Annotated in this window: 19 protein-coding genes and 1 pseudogene; 12 read left to right on the top strand and 8 right to left on the bottom strand. The window is 72.9% G+C overall.

The annotated features are described in order from the left end of the window. Window positions 1-4: 4 nt before the first annotated feature. Window positions 5-649: a TetR family transcriptional regulator gene (locus tag ABEB12_RS38650; RefSeq protein WP_185062132.1), complete on the bottom strand. Its 645-nt coding sequence runs from the start codon at window positions 647-649 to the stop codon at window positions 5-7. A 73-nt stretch (window positions 650-722) separates the two neighbouring features. Between ABEB12_RS38650 and ABEB12_RS38645 the strand changes: the two genes are divergently transcribed. Beyond that, window positions 723-2729 (top strand): flavin-containing monooxygenase, encoded by a 2007-nt coding sequence (locus ABEB12_RS38645; RefSeq protein ID WP_345703523.1) that lies wholly within the window; start codon window positions 723-725, stop codon window positions 2727-2729. Continuing rightward, the gene (locus ABEB12_RS38640; RefSeq protein WP_185062131.1) at window positions 2726-3544 is read left to right on the top strand and encodes an alpha/beta fold hydrolase; all 819 of its coding nucleotides are present in this window, start codon (window positions 2726-2728) and stop codon (window positions 3542-3544) included. Before ABEB12_RS38645 ends, ABEB12_RS38640 begins: the two co-directional genes overlap by 4 nt. Here the strand turns inward: ABEB12_RS38640 and ABEB12_RS38635 are convergent. The 3 genes from ABEB12_RS38635 to ABEB12_RS38625 all read right to left on the bottom strand — a co-directional run bounded on the left by ABEB12_RS38635 (window position 3541) and on the right by ABEB12_RS38625 (window position 5462). Continuing rightward, window positions 3541-3801: a hypothetical protein gene (locus ABEB12_RS38635; protein WP_185062130.1), complete on the bottom strand. Its 261-nt coding sequence runs from the start codon at window positions 3799-3801 to the stop codon at window positions 3541-3543. The genes ABEB12_RS38640 and ABEB12_RS38635 overlap by 4 nt on opposite strands. A gap of 74 nt (window positions 3802-3875) precedes the next feature. After that, window positions 3876-4637, bottom strand: a complete 762-nt coding sequence (locus ABEB12_RS38630; RefSeq protein ID WP_185062129.1) for a glucose 1-dehydrogenase — start codon at window positions 4635-4637, stop codon at window positions 3876-3878. Between the two features lie 21 nt (window positions 4638-4658). Further along, window positions 4659-5462, bottom strand: coding sequence for a phosphotransferase (locus ABEB12_RS38625; RefSeq protein ID WP_185062128.1), 804 nt, complete (start codon window positions 5460-5462; stop codon window positions 4659-4661). A gap of 319 nt (window positions 5463-5781) precedes the next feature. On the opposite strand from ABEB12_RS38625, the gene ABEB12_RS38620 reads away from it, so the two are divergent. Next, entirely contained in the window at window positions 5782-7182 is a 1401-nt protein-coding gene (locus ABEB12_RS38620) for a DEAD/DEAH box helicase (RefSeq protein WP_345703522.1), read from the top strand. Window positions 7183-7274: 92 nt separating this feature from the next. Here the strand turns inward: ABEB12_RS38620 and ABEB12_RS38615 are convergent, their stop codons facing one another. Both ABEB12_RS38615 and ABEB12_RS38610 read right to left on the bottom strand, forming a co-directional pair. Then, on the bottom strand, window positions 7275-8321 hold the full coding sequence (locus ABEB12_RS38615) for an RNA polymerase sigma factor (RefSeq protein WP_221498179.1): 1047 nt from the start codon (window positions 8319-8321) through the stop codon (window positions 7275-7277). 17 nt (window positions 8322-8338) lie between these two features. Beyond that, window positions 8339-8704: a DUF5313 family protein gene (locus ABEB12_RS38610; protein ID WP_185062125.1), complete on the bottom strand. Its 366-nt coding sequence runs from the start codon at window positions 8702-8704 to the stop codon at window positions 8339-8341. Window positions 8705-8836: 132 nt separating this feature from the next. On the opposite strand from ABEB12_RS38610, the gene ABEB12_RS38605 reads away from it, so the two are divergent. Genes ABEB12_RS38605 through ABEB12_RS38590 form a run of 4 tightly spaced genes read left to right on the top strand, consistent with a single transcriptional unit; the run spans window position 8837 to window position 13755 of the window. Continuing rightward, entirely contained in the window at window positions 8837-9949 is a 1113-nt protein-coding gene (locus tag ABEB12_RS38605) for a Zn-dependent alcohol dehydrogenase (RefSeq protein ID WP_345703521.1), read from the top strand. Continuing rightward, window positions 9946-11715, top strand: a complete 1770-nt coding sequence (locus tag ABEB12_RS38600; RefSeq protein ID WP_185062123.1) for an AMP-binding protein — start codon at window positions 9946-9948, stop codon at window positions 11713-11715. The genes ABEB12_RS38605 and ABEB12_RS38600 overlap by 4 nt, the downstream gene beginning before the upstream one ends. 1 nt (window position 11716) lies before the next feature. Further along, window positions 11717-12508, top strand: a complete 792-nt coding sequence (locus ABEB12_RS38595; RefSeq protein WP_185062122.1) for an alpha/beta fold hydrolase — start codon at window positions 11717-11719, stop codon at window positions 12506-12508. After that, window positions 12505-13755 (top strand): LLM class flavin-dependent oxidoreductase, encoded by a 1251-nt coding sequence (locus ABEB12_RS38590; protein WP_185062121.1) that lies wholly within the window; start codon window positions 12505-12507, stop codon window positions 13753-13755. Before ABEB12_RS38595 ends, ABEB12_RS38590 begins: the two co-directional genes overlap by 4 nt. Here ABEB12_RS38590 and ABEB12_RS38585 read toward each other — a convergent pair. Next, window positions 13749-13961, bottom strand: a complete 213-nt coding sequence (locus tag ABEB12_RS38585; RefSeq protein ID WP_185062120.1) for a hypothetical protein — start codon at window positions 13959-13961, stop codon at window positions 13749-13751. The two genes, ABEB12_RS38590 and ABEB12_RS38585, sit on opposite strands and share 7 nt — an antisense overlap. Window positions 13962-14106: 145 nt before the next feature. On the opposite strand from ABEB12_RS38585, the gene ABEB12_RS38580 reads away from it, so the two are divergent. Together ABEB12_RS38580 and ABEB12_RS38575 are read left to right on the top strand one after the other, a co-directional pair. Beyond that, window positions 14107-14967, top strand: a complete 861-nt coding sequence (locus ABEB12_RS38580) for a hypothetical protein (protein WP_185062119.1) — start codon at window positions 14107-14109, stop codon at window positions 14965-14967. 8 nt (window positions 14968-14975) lie between these two features. Beyond that, window positions 14976-15653, top strand: a complete 678-nt coding sequence (locus ABEB12_RS38575) for a helix-turn-helix domain-containing protein (protein WP_185062118.1) — start codon at window positions 14976-14978, stop codon at window positions 15651-15653. On the opposite strand, the gene ABEB12_RS38570 is transcribed toward ABEB12_RS38575, so the two are convergent. After that, a complete protein-coding gene (locus tag ABEB12_RS38570) occupies window positions 15632-16285 on the bottom strand; it encodes a methyltransferase domain-containing protein (protein ID WP_185062117.1) in 654 nt (217 codons plus the stop codon). The two genes, ABEB12_RS38575 and ABEB12_RS38570, sit on opposite strands and share 22 nt — an antisense overlap. 131 nt (window positions 16286-16416) lie before the next feature. Between ABEB12_RS38570 and ABEB12_RS38565 the strand changes: the two are divergent. The 3 genes and pseudogenes from ABEB12_RS38565 to ABEB12_RS38555 all read left to right on the top strand — a co-directional run. Beyond that, window positions 16417-16770: pseudogene (locus ABEB12_RS38565) on the top strand (SUMF1/EgtB/PvdO family nonheme iron enzyme); the annotation flags it as partial. After that, window positions 16767-17126 (top strand): DUF202 domain-containing protein, encoded by a 360-nt coding sequence (locus ABEB12_RS38560; protein ID WP_185062115.1) that lies wholly within the window; start codon window positions 16767-16769, stop codon window positions 17124-17126. The pseudogene ABEB12_RS38565 and the gene ABEB12_RS38560, both read left to right, overlap by 4 nt. Next, the gene (locus ABEB12_RS38555) at window positions 17123-17422 is read left to right on the top strand and encodes a DUF202 domain-containing protein (protein WP_185062114.1); all 300 of its coding nucleotides are present in this window, start codon (window positions 17123-17125) and stop codon (window positions 17420-17422) included. The genes ABEB12_RS38560 and ABEB12_RS38555 overlap by 4 nt, the downstream gene beginning before the upstream one ends. Window positions 17423-17496 lie beyond the last annotated feature (74 nt).

Below are 17496 nucleotides of genomic sequence, written 5' to 3'. Positions count from 1 at the left end.
GGACCTACCTCTGCTCCCGGGTGAAACCCACCAGCTCGAGTGCCTTGGCCTGGATCTGCTCGGTGGTGATGCCCTCCGAGGCGCGGAACCAGTGCGCGATCCAGATCAGCATGCCGAGGATCATCCGGGTGGTCAGCCGGGGGTCGCCGGGCGGCAGCGCGCCCGCGTCGATCGCCTCCGCCACCGCGTCGATCCAGACCTGCTCGTGCCGCCGGGTCCAGCGCCGCCACTCCCGGTGCACGGTGCGCGGCAGCCGGGAACCGTCGAAGAACACGAAGAAGTAGTCGCGCATCCGTACGGCCGCGTCGATCTGCACCCGGATCAGCTCGGTCAGCCGCTCCTTGGGGGTGGCGTCCGGCGCCCGGATGGCGCGCGCCGCGTTGCGGTCCAGTTCGTCGGTCATCCGGACGAACAGGATGCCCAGCAGGTGGGCCTTGTCCGGCACCGAGCGGTACAGCGTGGCGCGGGAGACGCACAGCTCCTTGGCGGTGCGCTCGATGGTGACCGCGTCGATCCCGCCCTCGGCGAACAGCCGCTCGATGGCGGCCACCACCGCTCCGTCGTCGATGTTGCGCGGCGGGCGGCCCCGCCTGCGCTGGGTTGTCGACGCGGCCGTCACGGTGGCGCCGTCGGCAATCTGGGAGGTCATGTCATTTCGATCGTACCGGCGGGTTGCCTATAGTATTTGAGACGGCCAGGTTCAAAAAGATGGAGCGTGCGGCGTGGCGCAAGCCCGGACCACCGACCCCCGAACCACCGACCGGAGCCCGGCCGAGCTGCGCGCGGCGCTGGCCGGGGCGCATCTGCCCACCCTGTTGATGGCCATGGCCACGCTCAGCGGGGACCGCGCGGGCTGGCTGCGCCCGGAGTGGCGGCCGGCCGCGCCGAGGGGCGCCGGGGAGGACGACACCGGCGGACTGCCGGCGGAGACACAGCGGGAGATCCGGGCGGCCGCCGAGGAGCTGGTCACCCGGCGCTGGGCCGGCGGGCTGCCCCCGGCGCCGCCGCCGACGCCGGACCAGCTGGCCGAGATGCTGGAGATCTCCCTCGGCCCGGGCAACTCGCTGCCGGCGGGCATCGGGCCGCTGCTCGCCGAGGAGCTGGGCGTGGCCAGCCGGGACGTCGAGTTCCCCGATGTGCCGGCGGACCTGCGGGTGCTCGTGGTCGGCGCCGGGTTCGCCGGACTGTGCGCGGGGATCAAGCTGCGCAAGGCCGGCGTGGCGTTCACCATCGTGGACAAGAACCCGGACGTCGGCGGCACCTGGCTGGAGAACACCTACCCCGGCTGCGGGGTGGACACGCCCAGCCACCTCTACTCGTTCTCCTTCGCCCAGCGGGCCGACTGGTCGCGCTACTTCGCCCGCCGCGACGAGCTGCACCGGTACCTGAACGACCTGGCCGACGAGTACCGGCTGCGCCCGCACATCCGGGGCGGCCTGGAGGTCGAGTCGATGGCCTGGCGGGCCGGCGAGCGCCGCTGGTCGGTGCGGCTGCGCGCGGGCGACGGCCGCCGGGAGACGCTGACCGCGCACATCGTGATCACCGCGACCGGGTACCTGAACCGCCCGAAGTACCCGGACATCGCCGGACTGGACAGCTTTGCCGGCCCGTGCATGCACACCGCCCGGTGGGACCCGGCGGTGGACGTGCGCGGCAGGCGGGTGGCGGTGATCGGCACCGGGGCCAGCGCGATGCAGCTGGTGCCGGCCATCGCCGGCGTCGCCGAGCGGGTGACCGTGTTCCAGCGGTCCCCGCAGTGGGGCCTGCCCAACCCGAACCAGCCGCGCGCGGTCGACGAGGCGACCAGGTACCTCATGCGGGAGGTGCCGCACTACCTGGGCTGGTACCGGCTGCGCCTGGTGTGGAACTTCGGCGACCGGCTGTTTCCCGCGCTGCAGGTCGACCCGGAGTGGCCGCACCCGGGGCGGTCGGTGAACGCGGTCAACGACCGCCACCGGGCCTTCCTGGCCAAGTACATCGCCCGCGAGCTGGGCGACCGCGCCGACGAGCTGCTGCCGGTCTGCCTGCCCGACTACCCGCCCTACGGGAAGCGCCCGCTGCTGGACGCCGGGTGGTTCCGCACGGTGCGCCGCGACGACGTGGAGGTGGTCACCGACCCGGTGGCCAAGGTGACCCCGGGCGGCGTGGTCACCGAGCCGGGCCGCGAGATCCCGGCGGACGTGTTGGTGCTGGCCACCGGCTTCCAGAACCTGAACCTGCTGGCCCCGATCGAGGTGCGCGGCCGGTCGGGGCGCACGCTGCGGGAGACCTGGGGCGAGGACGACGCCCGCGCCTACCTGGGCATGACCGTGCCGGACTTCCCCAACTTCTTCATGCTGCTCGGCCCGAACACCATCGCCGGGCACGGCGGCAGCGCCGCGCTGGGCATCGAGATGGAGCTGGGCTACGTGATGAAGCTGCTGGCCCGGATGCTGGCCGAGGGCATCGACGTGGTCGAGTGCCGGCCGGAGGTGCACGACCGGTACACCCGGCGGCTGGACGCCGCGCTGGAGCGCACCATCTGGGCGCATCCGGGCATGACGACCTACTACCGCAACGGCGCCGGGCGGGTCGTCACCACGATGCCCTGGACCAACGTGGAGTTCCGGGAGCTGACGCAGGAACCGGACCTGGCCGACTTCCACGCCGAGCTCGGGCTCGAGCTTCCCGGCGGGCGCCGAACTGGCCGCCCGCCCCAGGCCGGCTTCGCCGGCGGAGCCGCCGGATGACCGTGGTCGAGGTGGAGCCCGGGGTCCGGCTGCACGTGCGGGACGTGGGCCGGGGCCGGCCGGTGCTGCTGATCGCCGGGTTCGGCCTGGACCACGAGGTGTGGCACGCGCAGCTGCGCGACCTGGCGCCCAGCTACCGGGTGCTGGGCCTGGACCTGCGCGGCACCGGCAGCTCGGACAAGCCGGTGCGCGGGTACGGGATGGACCGGCTGGTGGCCGACGTGCGCACGGTGCTGGACCGGCTGGACCTGCGGGACGTCTCGCTGGTCGGGTACTCGTTCGGCGGGCAGGTCGGGCTGGCCGTCGCGGCGGCGGGGGAGCGCCGGCTGGCCCAGCTGGTGCTGGTGTGCTCCAACGGGGTGCGGGCGACCCGTTCGGCCCGGTTCCCCTTCGGCCGGGACGCCGACCGACTCGAGCCGGCCCTCCTCACGGCCGAACGGACCGACCGGAAGGCGGCGCGCCGGGCAAACGTGCGGGGCGCGTTCGGCACCGTGCCCGAGCCGGGGCTGGTGGACTGGTTGGTCGGCATGCAGCTGCGCATGCCGACCTGGTCGGCCATCGAGTGCTACCGGACCTACCTGCGCACCGACCTGACCGCCGCGCTGGACGGGGTGGGGCTGCCGGTGCGGCAGATCGTCGGCGCGGCGGACCCGGTGACGCCGGCCGACGGCGCGGAGTGGGTGCGCCGGCGGCTGGCCGCGTCCGGCGGGGACGGGCACCTCACGGTGCTGGCCGAGTGCGGGCACTACCCGATGTTCGAGGCCGGCGAGCGCTTCGACCGCGCGCTCGCCGGCTACCTGGCCGAGGTCGGTTAGCGGTTGGTGTTGCCCAGCGGGGAGCAGGGCAGCCCGATCCGGGGCACGCGCTGGTCGTCGCCGCAGGCGGTGTCGGTCGCCGCCGGCCCGCTCCCCCCACCCGCGCTCCCGCCGGCCACCGGCGGCCCGTCGGGAGACGGACGGTCCTCGGGCTGCGAGGTGGCCGTCGGCGGTTCGGTCCAGATCAGCACCAGAACCGTGACCGCGACGACCAGCGCCGCCGAGAAAGCCATCGCGAAGAAGAACCGAATGGACATCTGTGGCCGTCCCCCAAACGTGTATCCCGTTACCGACGGTACGCCTGGTATATAGCGACAGAGAAACAATCGTTTCAGGGTCGCATTGCGGATCCGCCACAAACCGCGATGGTCTCCCCGGTGATGGAGCGGCTGGCGTCGCCGGCCAGGAACAGCACCGAGTCCGCGATGTCCTCCGGCGTACTGGGCCGGCCGAGCGGTATCTCGTCCCGCATCTCCCGGAGATCCTGCTCCGGAATGACCCTGCTGAGCAGCGGGTTCGGCGTCAGGCCGGGCGCGACGCAGTTCACCCGGACCTGGTGTGGGCCGACCTGAACGGCGGTTGACCGGGTCAGCGCCAGCAGCCCGGCCTTGGCCGCGTGGTAGGCGGTGTTGCCCGGCGTGCGGCTGGTCCAGGCCTCGGTTGAGGCGATGTTCACAATCGAGCCCGACCCGCGCGCGATCATGTGCGGGAGTACCGCGCGCATGGTGAAGAACGCCCCGGTGAGGCACACGTCGACGACCTTCCGCCAGGCGGCGGTGGAGATCTCCCAGATCGGTGCGGGCAGCGAGGTGCCGGCGTTGTTCACCAGGATGTCGATCCGGCCGTGGTCGCGCAGTACCTGCTCGAAGACCTCCGCCACCCGCTGCTCGTCGGTCACGTCCAGGGTGAGGCCGTGCACGTCGGTTCGGGCGAGGTCCCGCACGGCCTCGGCGACCCGGTCACCGGCGCGGTCGGTGAGCACCACGGTGGCCCCGTGCTCGGCCAGCAGCCCGGCGGTGGCCCGCCCGATCCCCGGGCCCGCGGCGGCGGTGACCAGGGCAACCCGGCCGGTCAGGTCATTTTTGAGCTGCACGGTCTCTATAATCGCATCGAATCAGGCGAGGTCCCAGAGCAGGCGGTAGTAGGCGATCCGCCCGGGGTCCGGGGCGACGCCGTACGCGCGGTAGAGCACCTCGTCGAAGCCGGGGCCGTAGTCCCACTCGGTGCTCCACGCCGCGACCGCGAGGTCGGCCCAGCGGTCGGCCGCGCCGAGCGAGCCGAGGTCCACGTGCGCTGCGAACGAGCCGTCCTCGCGCAGCAGCGTGTTCGGCACGCAGGCGTCGCCGTGGCAGACCACCAGGCGGTCCACCGGCGGCGGGTCGCCGATCCGCGCGCGGGCCTCCGCGGGATCGAGGTGCTGGTGCTCGGGCGACCACTCGGCGGGGCCTTCGCCGTCGGCCAGGCGCTGGTCGGCGCGCACCAGCCGGCGCGTGACGCCCCAGTCGAAGGGGCAGTCGTCCACCGGCAGCGCGTGGTGCAGCCGGCGCAGGCCCCGGCCGATCGCGGCGGCCGCCGTGGCCGGTTCGGTCTTCCACCGGGGCAGAACCGCCGACGTGCCCGGCACCTCGGCCGTGACCAGCCACTGCTCCCGCTGGTCGGCGCCGTGCTCGAGCACCTTCGGCACGGCGGCCCGACTGTCGGCCCAGGCCAGGCGGGCCGCCTCGGCCGGCAGGTCGATCTCCGGGGTGCCGGCGAGCACCCACTTGATGTATCTGGTGCCGTGGGGCCCGCCGTCCGCCCGGAAGGTCAGGCCGCCCAGTTCGTTGCGCCAGACCGGGGTGAGGGTGGCGCCGTCCGCCAGCTTGGTGACGATTTCCGGCACGTCGACCGGGTCGGTGGGGATCTCGGCGCTGCTCACGGATGGTCACACTGTCAGGCCGGCGGCCCGGGCGCGACGGCTTTCCCGCCATGCCGGCCGGTCGCGTGACGCCGGGGGACGTCCGCCAGGTAAACTAAGCACGAGCGGTCCGTCTGTTCTGCCTCGGGCCGCGTTTTCCATGTCGGCCCCCATGTGCCGCGACCACACGGCTCGCGCCGGGCAGGACGACCCTTCCACGTTCGGAGAATTGATGGCGGACCGCCGCCGATACCCCACGACTGTCTCAACCCGCCCTGCCCACCCCGCCCACCCTGCCCGTTCCGCCGACTCCCTCGATGACGGCTTCGCCGAGCTCGGCGTGCCGGCCCCGCTCATCGCCGCGCTGGCCGCACAGGGCGTGGTGCAGCCGTTCCCGATCCAGGCCGCCACGCTGCCGCACTCGCTGGCCGGGCGCGACGTCCTCGGCCGGGGTCGGACCGGCTCGGGCAAGACCTACGCGTTCCTGCTGCCGGTGCTGGCCCGCCTGGTCGCCAGTGCCCGGCCGCGCCGAGCGGGCCGGCCCCGCGCGCTGATCCTCGCGCCGACCCGGGAGCTGGCCACGCAGATCCACGCCGCCGTGGCGCCGCTCGCCGACGCGCTGGCGCTGCGAGCCACCACGGTGTTCGGCGGGGTGCGCCCCGGCCAGCAGGTCGCCGCCCTGGCGGCCGGCGTGGACATCCTGGTGGCCTGCCCCGGCCGCCTCCTCGACCACCTGTCCAGCGGTCACGCGAGCCTGGCCTCGGTGGAGATCACCGTGCTGGACGAGGCCGACCACATGGCCGACCTCGGGTTCCTGCCGGCGGTGCGGGAGCTGTTGTCGCAGACCCCGTCGCGCGGGCAGCGGCTGCTGTTCTCCGCGACCCTGGACGCCGGTATCGACGTCCTGGCCAAGCGGTTCCTCAACGATCCGATCACCCACAGCGTGGACGAGACGCCCTCGCCGACCGCCACGATGTCCCACCACGTGCTGCGGGTCCGCGCCGAGGACCGGATGCCCGTGCTCACCGACCTGGCCGCCGCGCCGGGGCGAACCCTGGTCTTCACTCGCACCAAGCGGGGGGCGGCCCGGCTGGCCCGCCAGCTCGCCACCTCCGGGGTGGCCGCGGTGGAGCTGCACGGCAACCTCGGGCAGCAGGCCCGTTCACGCAACCTGCGCGCGTTCGCCGAGGGTGCGGCCAGCACGCTGGTGGCCACGGACATCGCCGCGCGGGGGATCCACGTCGACGGCATCGAGCTGGTCATCCACGCCGACCCGCCCGCCGAGCACAAGGCCTACGTGCACCGGTCGGGCCGCACGGCCCGCGCCGGCGCCGAGGGCACGGTGGTCACCCTGATGACCAACACCCAGGCGCGCGAGGTGGCCACCCTGCTCCGGCGGGCCGGTATCGCGGCGACCACCACCGAGGTCGGGCCCGGGCACGCCATGCTGACCCGGCTCGCGCCGGGCACCCGCCACTACACCGCGACCGCGCCGGCGCCCGAGGTGAAGCCGGCCCGGCGCCGCCGCAAGGCGAACCCGCCGGCCAACGCCGCCGAGGGCCGGCAGCCCAAGTCCCCCCGCGGCTCGGCGGGCCGGTCGAAGAGCCGACACCGGGCCGGTCACGGAGGCAGCGGTCACGGAGGCAGCGGTCAGGGTGGCACCGCTGGCACCGCGACCCGGCGGGGCGGCGCGGCCGACCTGTCCGCCCGCACCCGGGTCGGCGCCCGAAGGGGGCGCTGACCACCGTCCGGTCCGGCTGGTGGCGGCACCGCTGTGGGGTGAACGTGCTCGAGGCGGCGGCGAACGGGGCAAGCTCAACGCTCCCGAGCCGCTCAGTCGAGATAGTCGCGCAGCGGCTCGGAGCGGGACGGGTGGCGCAGCTTCGACATCGTCTGCGACTCGATCTGCCGGATGCGCTCCCGGGTGACCCCGTAGACCCGGCCGATCTCCTCGAGCGTACGCGGCTGGCCGTCGACGAGCCCGAATCGCAGCCGGACCACGCCGGCCTCCCGCTCGGACAGCGTCGCGAGCACCGATCGCAGCTGGTCCTGCAGCAGGGTGAACGACACCGCGTCCAGCGCTACCACGGCCTCGGAATCCTCGATGAAGTCGCCGAGGTGGCTGTCGCCCTCGTCGCCGATGGTCTGGTCCAGGGAGAGCGGCTCGCGGGCATAGCGCTGGACCTCCAGCACGCGCGCCGGGGTGAGGTCCATTTCCTTCGCCAGCTCCGCGACGGTGGGTTCGCGGCCGAGATCCCGCAGCAGTTCGCGCTGAGACCGGCTGAGCTTGTTGACGATCTCCGCCATGTGCACCGGTATGCGAATGGTGCGGCTCTGGTCGGCCATGGCCCTGGTGATGGCCTGGCGAATCCACCAGGTGGCGTAGGTGGAGAACTTGTAGCCCTTGGTGTAGTCGAACTTCTCGACCGCGCGGATGAGGCCCAGGTTGCCCTCCTGGATCAGGTCCAGGAAGGCCATTCCGCGACCGGTGTAGCGCTTGGCCAGCGAGACCACCAGGCGCAGGTTGGCCTCGAGCAGGTGGTTCTTGGCGCGCTCGCCGTCGCGGACGATCCAGCTCAGGTCCAGCTGGAGCTGTCCGGTCGCGGCTGCTTGGGGCGCTACTCCGGCGAGCCGCTCGGCGGCGTACAACCCGGCCTCGATCCGTTTGGCCAGGTCGACCTCCTGCCGTGCGTCGAGCAGCGCCACCCGCTTGATCCGCAGGAAGTAGTCCTGCACCGGGTCGGCGGAGGCGGCCGGAGCTTGACGTCGGTACGACGAGTCGCTCACCGAGGGCGACCGGGCGTGCCGCTCGGACCCGCCGAGTCCCGCATGACGAGGGGATAGAGCGTGGTGGCGGGCACTTTCATCACAGTACGCCAATCGCGCGGGCGTGGCGCTTAGCCGGGCCGTTCGCGGCGTTGTCCCCGGACGGCCTGCAGGGTGCCGGGCGGGTAGCCGAAGCGGGCCGCGCGGCGGTCGGCCGAGTCGTGCAGGAAGACGAACGAGTAGAGCAGGCCGATCACCGCGCCCAGCCCGGCGGCCATGGCCCGCAGCCACAACGGGCCGGGCAGCACCAGCAGCAGGACCGCCATCACCGGGACCAGCGGGACCAGCAGGCGGGCCAGGTGGCGCAGCGGCCAGGTCGGGCAGGTGAGGTCGTACAGCACCCAGTCCCGGTAGCGGTCCGGGAGCCGCCCGCTGACCGAGTACCACAGCCACCGCGCCGCCCCGGGGTGGCGCGGTTTCGCACCCGGTTCGGTCACGCCTCCTACCGTGCCAGACCCGGCTACCACTGGGCGTGCCGGACCTCCCGCCCGGCGAGGGTCGGTTTGACAGCCCCCGAGGCGCCGACATAATTGAGACGCCTTGGTTCAAAAATCAGACGGGGGGCGACGTTGCCTCGGGCCGCCGTGTGTACCGCCCTCGGCCAGCCGTTGCGGGTCATGGACCTGGACCTGGCCGAGCCGCGCGCCGGTGAGGTACGGGTACGCCTCGGGGCCGCCGGGATCTGCGCTTCCGACGCGTCCGTGCGCAGCGGTGACCTGGTGAGCCCGCTGCCCGTGGTGCTCGGCCACGAGGGTGCGGGCACCGTGGTCTCGGTGGGCGAGGGCGTCACCGACCCGCGGCCGGGCGACCACGTCGTGGTGACCGGCATGCCGCAGTGCGGGAGCTGCTACCGCTGCGCCCGCGGCCAGCCGAGCCTGTGCGAGGTGGGCGACGTGGTGCTCCGGTCCGGGGCCCTGCGGGACGGCACCCACCGGTTCGGCGCGCCGGACGGCACCCCGGTCGCCCAGATGGTGGCGGCCGGCACGTTCGCCGAGGAGGTGGTGGTCTCCGCGATCTCCACGGTACGGATTCCCGGGGAGGTGGCGTTCGCGCCGGCCTCGCTGATCGGCTGCGGGGTGCTCACCGGGTTCGGCGCGGCGATGAACGCGGCGGCGATCCGCCCCGGCTACACCGTGGCCGTGATCGGCTGCGGGAGTGTCGGGCTGGCCGCGCTGCAGGGCGCCCGGCTGGCCGGCGCGGCCCAGATCCTGGCCATCGACCTGGTCGCGGGGAAGCTGGAGCTGGCCGGCACGCTCGGCGCCACCGACGTGATCCCGGCCGGCGAAGCCGCCGACGTCGTGGCCGAGGTGCGGGCCCGGACCGGCCGGCGGGGGGTGGACGTGGCCATCGAGTGCGTCGGCGCGCAGGCCACGGTGGACCAGGCCATCGCGATGACCGCGAAGGGCGGCGAGGTGGTCTTCGTGGGCGCGGGTGGCCCCGGCGTGCGGGTGGACGTTCCGCAGTTCAGCGGGCTGGTCGGGCGGGCGAAAACCTTCCGGGGGGTGCTGTTCGGCGCGGCGGACAACCGGCGGGACGTGCCGCGCATCGTCCGCGCGTACCAGGACGGCGACCTCGAGCTGGACCGGCTGGTCACCCACCGGTTCGGCCTGGACGAGATCAACGAAGGGCTGGCCTCGCTCGGCCGGGGCGACGTGGTCTCGGCCGTGGTGGAGCTGTCGTGATCGACGCCGTCCGCGCCGGTGACCTGTGCCAGGCATTCGCGCACACGGTCCGGCGGCGGGCGGACGCGCCGGCCCTGCGTTCCTCCGACGGCGCCGTCGAGCTGAACTGGCGGGAGTACGACGCGCTGATGCGAGCGGTGGCCGGCGGGCTGGCCGCTCTCGGGGTCGGCCGGGGCGGCACGGTGGCCATGCTGCTGACCAACCGGTACGAGGCGGCCGTGGTGGACATGGCCACGCTGCACCTGGGCGCGGTACCGCTGTCGGTCTACAACAGCACGCCGGTGCCCCAGCTGGCCTACCTGTTCGCCGACTCGGGGGCCGACGTGGTGGTCACAGAACTGGCCATGGCGGACGCGGCGAGGGCCGCCGTCGCGGGGCTGGACCGCCCGCCCCGGCTGGTGGTGCTGGACGGCCCGGAACCGAACCTCGGGACGCTGCGCACCACCGGCCAACCGCTGGAAACCCGACCGGAGCTGAGCCCGGACGACCTGGTCACCGTGGTGTACACCTCGGGCACCACCGGCGAGCCCAAGGGCGCCGAGCTCACCCACCACAACATCCTCGAGCAGATCCGGGGCCTGCACTCGCTCGGGCGGCTGCCCGAGGACGGCCGGGCGCTGTCCTACCTGCCGTTCGCGCACATGGGCGACCGGCTGTGCGCCTACTACATGCCGATCGTGTCCGGCGCGACGATCACCTACCACCCGGACCCGCGGACGGCGGCCGGTCTGCTGCCGTGGCTGCGGCCGACCCTGTACATGGCGGTGCCCCGGATCTGGAACCGGCTGCGGGTCTTGGCGCTGGACCTGGTCGCCGCCGCCCCGGACCGGGCGCGGCTGGAGGAGGCCGTCGAGTTGGGCGGGCGGCTGCACGACGACCGGGTGGTCGGCCGCCCGGCGGCCCCGGACCTTCAACGGCGTTGGCGGTCCCACGGCGACGCGCTGGCCGCGTTGCGCCGGGCGATCGGGTTGGACGCGGGCGAGCTGCTGTTCACCGGCGCGGCTCCACTGCCCCCGGAGACGCTGCGGTTCTTCGCGGCCATCGGCACCGACCTGTGCGAGTGCTACGGGCAGAGCGAGACCGCCGGGATCGTCCTGTGCAACCCCGCCGACCGCCCCCGCCCGGAGACCAACGGCCTGCCGCTGCCCGGGGTCACCGCCCGCCTCGAACCGGACGGGGAGCTGCTGCTGCGCGGCCCGATGGTGATGCGCGGGTACCGGAACAAGCCGGAGCTGACTGCCGCTGCCTTCGACCCGGACGGCTGGCTGCGGACCGGGGACATCTTCGACACCGACGAGGCCGGCTACTACCGGATCATCGACCGGAAACGGGACATCTTCGTCACCTCCACCGGGAAGAACGTCGCCCCGGTGCACGTGGAGAACACCGTCGCGGCGGCCGGTCCGCTGGCCGGCTCGGTGGCCGCCGTCGGGGACGGCCGGCCCTACGTGACCGCACTGATCTCGCCGGAGCCGGACGCGGCGGCGGCGCTGACCGGCGACCCCGACCCGGCGCGCAACGCCGGCCACCCGGCGTTAGTGAAGGCGCTTACCGAGGCGGTGAGCCGGGCCAACGAGGCGCTCAACGACGCCGAGCGGGTGCGCCGGTTCGTGATCATGAGAGAGACCTGGACGCCGGCCGGGGGCGAGCTGACCGCCACCATGAAGCTCCGGCGCGGGCCGATCGCCACCAAGCACGCGGCGGCGATCGAGGCGCTGTACGGTCCGCCGTCAGCTGGGGTGATCGACGTAGCCCGGAGGGACTGACGTGCCGTTCTTCACCAATGACGGGAACCGGATCTACTACGAGGACACCGGCGGCGGGCCGGTGGTGGTGTTCAGCCACGGCGCGTTCCTGGACCACACCATCTGGTCGCCGGTGGTGGACCGGCTTTCCGCCGACCACCGCTGCCTGACCTGGGACGAGCGCGGGCACGGCATGTCGGAGAGCAACGGGCCGTTCTCCTATTGGGACGCCGCGCGCGACGTGATCGCCCTGCTGGACGCCGCGGGGGTGGACCGGGCGGTCCTGGTCGGCATGTCGCAGGGCGGCTGGCTGAGCCAGCGGGCCGCCCTGGCCGCCCCGGACCGGGTGAGCGGGTTGCTGCTCACCGGCACGTCGATGCGCCTGCTCGGCGAGGTCGAACAGGCCGGATATGCGCAGCTGGCCGCCGGGTGGCTGGCCGAGGGGCCGGTGGGTGCGGTGGCCGACGCCGTGCTGGACATCCAGTTCGCCCCCACCGACTACGACGGCCGGTACTTCACCGACCGCTGGCGGGCCAAGCCGCCGGAGCAGTGGGGGGACGTCTGGGAGACCATCCTGGGCCGCGATGACATCACCGACCGGTTCACCGAGATCGCCTGCCCCGCGCTGCTCGTGCACGGCACCACCGACGCGGCCTTCCCGCTGAGCATCGCCGAGGAGATGAGCTCGCTGCTGCCGGCCAGCCGGGGCGTGGTGGCCGTGCCGGGCGGTTCGCACTGCCTGTCGCTGACCCACCCCGACGCGCTGGCCGAACCCCTGCGCAAGTTCGTGGCCAGTTTGGAGGAAACCCCATGAAGGTCAGCGTGTTCGCCATGCCGACCATCCCGGCGACGCTCGAGGAACGCGACCGGCTGCGGCCCGTCGGGCGCAACACCGAGCGCTACCAGATGATGCTGGAGGAGCTGCGCACCATCGCGGTGCTGGCCGACGAGCTGGGCTACGACGCGCTTTCCACCACGGAGCACCACCTGCACTCCGAGGGCGGCGAGGCGATGCCGGACCCGCTCATGCTCTACGCCGACCTGGCCGCGCGCACCCAGCACATCCACTTCTACCCGATGTCGTTGGTGCCCACGGCGGACGACCCGATCCGGATGGCCGAACGGGTCGCGCTGCTGGACCAGCTCACCCAGGGCCGGGTCGGGCTGGCGTTCGCCCGGGGCTACCAGAAGCGGTGGATCCAGATCCTGTCCCAGGGCCGGGGTGCCACATCGCTGGTGGACGCGGACTCCGACCGGCGCAACCGGGAGATCTACGACGAGCACATCGAGGTGATCCAGAAGGCCTGGGCGGAGGACTCCTGGGAGCACAACGGCAAGCACTACCAGGTGCCCTACCCCTACGAGGAGGGGGTTCGCGGCTTCGCCGGCGTCGAGTGGACCCGCCAGTTCGGCTCGCCGGACGAGGTGGACGCGGACGGGGTGATCCGGAAGATCGGGGTGACCCCGCCGCCCTACCAGCGCCCGCACCCGGAGATCTGGGTGCCCAACACGGTGTCCATGGCCAGCCTGCTGAACGCGGCCAAACGGGGCTTCTCCTGCCTGGCCACCGAGGGCCGGCCGGCGGTCTTCCGGGAGCACGCGCTGACCTACCGGGCGGAAGCCGCCGAGCACGGGCACGAGCTGGGGCTGGGCCAGCGGTTCGGCGCCACCCGGTCGATCTGCCTCGGCGAGACCCGCGAGGAGGCCTTCCACCTGGCGGTCCGCACCGCGGCCTTCGAGTGGCACAACTACTTCAACAAGTTCGGCTTCGCCGAGATGTGGCGCACCGAGGCGGACGACCCGTCCCAGCCCGTGACGTTCGCCGACGAGACGGCGCTGGCCACCCGGTTGATCGAGTGCCACCAGTTGCTGTGCGGCACCCCGGACGACGTGAAACGGCAGCTCGAGGACCTGCGCGCCTGCTACCCGGGAGACGGCGAGGAGGCCGGTGACCTGGAGTGGCTGGTGTGGCAGTTCTTCCAGCAGGGCACCACGCCGTTGGACGCGCAGCGCCGCCAGCTGGAGATGTTCGCGGAGAAGGTGCTGCCCGCCATTCAGTAGGGCGGCCGTTGCGTGGTGCGCACCGCTTCGGCGGCGGCGCGAAGGTGCGCGGGGTCGAACCCACTCGCGCGGTAAATCTTGGCCAGGAACTTGGTGACCAGCCACAGCCGCAAGAAACGCAGAATGCCGCAAACAACCAGTGAAAGGGCCGGTGCGGCGATCGCCCAATCCGATAGAAGATGCATGGTCCCGTCCTTGTTACTCACTGGTAATAACAGTGAATCACGAGGGCCGAAGGCGCGGCCAAGCCCGAAATCTCTGGACGGCCAGGTGCGCACCACCAGCGCTGGTGGACCCGTCCGGGTGGACTAGGCTGATCGGTCGTCGAGGTCCGCATAGCCGCGCAGTGGGGTGTCCGCGATCAGCACGTTCCAGTCGAACGAGGAACTCTCGGACCCGAGCGGCGACCTTTCCGAGGTGCTCCGCCACATCGGTGCCGGACGACTGGCCGGTACGCGGCGGAAACTGGCCAACAGCTGGGAGACCCGGGCATTTCTGGAAATCGGCCTTGAGCTGCTCCGGGAGGATCTGCTCGAGTATTCGGGTCCGGACCTGGATTCGGAAGACCGATCTCGGCTGTTCGAGTCGCTGTCCCGGGAACGCATTCTGGGTCGGGCGGCGCAATGGCAGGAACAAGACCGGGAAAAGCTGCTCACGGTGAACATGTACCGGGGCCGGTGGGAGCACAAGAACCGGTTCACCGAGGACCTGATCGCCTACCTGTTCCGGCTCGCACCGCAGCAGCGGCGGCTGGACCATTTCGAGCGGGCCTGCCTGGCCATGATGGGCGAGGTGAGCCTGGGCGAGCTGGTGCGCCGGCTGTCCACGGCGGTCAGCACGACGTTGGTGAACGACCAACTTTCGGCGCTGCAGCACAGCATCGAGACCGCGCTGCCCAGGCATCCCCAGGTACAGGAGTTCTCCAAGGCCCAGTACGACCTGATCCTGCCCCGTTGGGCGGCCATCTACCGGCGTATCGGAGAGGCGTACGGGTTCGGGCTCCGGTCCGGCACCACCTGGGACGACGTGGCGATCATCTTCAACGCGCTGACCCAGGGGTACATGTTCAAGTCGCGTTCCTCGGAGGACGCCCTCCGGCTCTCCTCGGGCGAGGACCTGCTGGCCGGCTCGATCCTGCTGATGGTCCGGGCGATGGCGGACCTGCCCGGCGGCGAGGACCTGAACACCCGATTCGCCCGCCCGCGACGGTAGGGCATGCCATGGCGGCGCGGTTCGCGATCGGCGACGGCTACGCGTGCTACCGGGGTCGGGTAACCGAGGGTCCGGCGCATCGCCATGCCGCGTTCCAGGTCGCGGTCGCGGGGCACGGCGAGGTCGCCATGTTGGATGCTTCCGGTGTGTGCCACCGGGCCGAGGTGCTGGTGGTGCCGCCGATGACCCGGCACCAGCTGCTACCGGCGGCCGACGTGCACACCTACTTCGTGGATGCCAGCTCGGCGTTCGCCGACCGGTTGCGCGGATGCTCCGGCATCACCCCGGCCGCCGAGCTGCGCGGCCTGCGGGAGGAAGACGTCCGCCGCGCCTCGGCCCGCGCATCCAGTTCGCTGGATCCGCGGCTGGTGGCGGCGATGGACGCCACCATGGCGGCCTGGGAGCTGCCCATGCCGGAGCTGGCCGAACGGGTCGGCCTGTCCCCGCAGCGCCTGCGCGCGCTGGCCCGGCGGGAGCTCGGCATGCCGCTGGCCCGTTGGCGGGTGTGGATGCGGCTGCGCCGGGCGGCCGAGGCGTTGCGGGACGGCCACTCGGTGGCCGACGCCGCGGTGACCGCCGGCTTCGCCGACCAGGCGCACCTGACCCGGTGGATGCGGGAGATGATGGGCCTGACCCCCTCGGCCGCGCTGTCCGTCCTGCGGGATCAGGACCGGCGGGCGGTGTAGATCGAGATCGATCCGCCCGGGGTCGGCACCACCTCGGCCTCCCGCACGTCCCGGAACCTGGCGCCGGCGATCAGCCCGGGCAGCACCCCGTCGGCGTTGGGCTGGGTGTCCCGCCGGCCGTCGGCCAGCTGCACGATGCGGAAGGCCAGCCGCATCGGCCGGGTGCGCTGCCACCCGAAGTCGGCGATCACCAGCCGCCCGCCCGGCCGCAGCGCGGCGTACATCGACGCGAGCATCGCCCGCTTCATCGCCATCGGGCACTGGTGCAGCACCAGGCTGGACACCACCGCGCTCGCCGCGCCGGTGCCGACGACGTCCGCCAACGCATCGCCCATACCGGGCCGCCACTCCACGGCCGCACCAGCCTTCCGCGCCTTGGCCCGCGCGATGCCCAGCACCTCCGGGTCGGGATCGACGCCGATGATCCGGGCCCCCGGCGCGGCGCGGTGCAGCAGCAGCGCCTGCGAGCCGGTGCCGCAGCCCACATCCACGATCACGTCGTCGGGTCGCGGCGCCAGGTGCGTGACGACCAGGCCGCGCCACCGCCGCTCCCGGGTCAGCGCGGTAACCGAGTCGTAGAAGCGGGTGGGCGCTAAACGGCCCAGCGCCGGGGTGAAGGCTCGCTCACTCATGCCCGCAAGCCTGCGCCGCGTGACCCCCGCGCGTCTTGAACAAACCGCTCGTTGGCGAGGCTATCCGCCGAGCTCGGCGCTGATCAGGCGGGCCGTGCGGAGTCCCGAGGGGAGGACCAGGAGTGGGAATGGGCGGCCGGGTCGGCACCCGTTACCCGTGGGGCGATGAGCTGGGCGATGCTTGGCCGTGCAATATCTGGCAGGGCGACTTCCCCCGGCGGAACACGCTGGCCGACGGCTACCTCACCACCGCGCCGGTGCGCAGCTACCGGCCGAACGACTACGGGCTCTGGCAGGTGATCGGGAATGTGTGGGAGTGGTGCGCGGACACGTTCTCCCCGGAGGGCGGCGGCGAACGGGTGCTGCGCGGCGGGTCTTACCTCTGCCACGACTCGTACTGCAACCGGTACCGGCTGGCCGCCCGCTCCTCGAACACCCCCGACTCGTCGATGGCCAACGCCGGGTTCCGTACGGTGACCGCATGAGCCGGCGGTTTCCCCGGGGTGTCTTCCAGGTCGGCGAGGAGCCGGATCCCCGGTTCAGCCTGGCCAACGAGCGCACCTTCCTGGCCTGGATCCGCACCGGACTGGCGTTCCTGGCCGCCGGCGTGGCGGTGCGGGCGCTGCCGGTGGCCATCGCGCCGCTCCCCCGGTTGCTGGCGGCGGTGGCGTTCGTGCTGGTCGGGCTGGTGGTGCCGATCACCGCGTGGTGTGGCTGGGTGCGCACCGAGCGGGCGCTGCGGACCGGTGCGCCGCTGCCCGGCCCGGGCCCGGCGGTGGTGGTCGCGCTGGGTTCCACGCTGGCCGCCGTGGTGGTGCTGGCCGGGCTGCTGCTGACGTGACCACCGAACGCCCCGGGTTGCAGCTGGAACGCACCGCGCTGGCCTGGCGGCGGACCGCGCTCGGGCTCGCGGTGGCCGGTGCGCTCGCCGCCAAGCTGACCTTCCACGCGCTCGGCCTGCTGGCCGCGGCGGTCGGCGTGCTGCTCGCCGTCGGCCTGTGGCTGGTCGGCGGCCACCGCTACCGCCGGGAACGCGCGACGGCGCCGTCCCGGCCGCCGGGCGGCGCCGCGCTGGCCCAACTGGCCGCGCTGACCGCCGTGGTCGGAGTGCTCGCGCTGATCTTCGTGCTGCGCTGACCAGGGCGCCGGGGCCACCGCGGATCCTTTGTCTCTAGACTTCCACTCCTGGCCGGTAGGCCGGGGGAGGAGTT

Origin of the sequence: Actinospineispora eucalypti (assembly GCF_039543365.1) — a bacterium.
GTDB lineage: Bacteria > Actinomycetota > Actinomycetes > Mycobacteriales > Pseudonocardiaceae > Pseudonocardia > Pseudonocardia eucalypti.
Note: the sequence above shows the minus strand (reverse complement) of the source record. Positions and strands in the feature narration are given on the sequence as shown.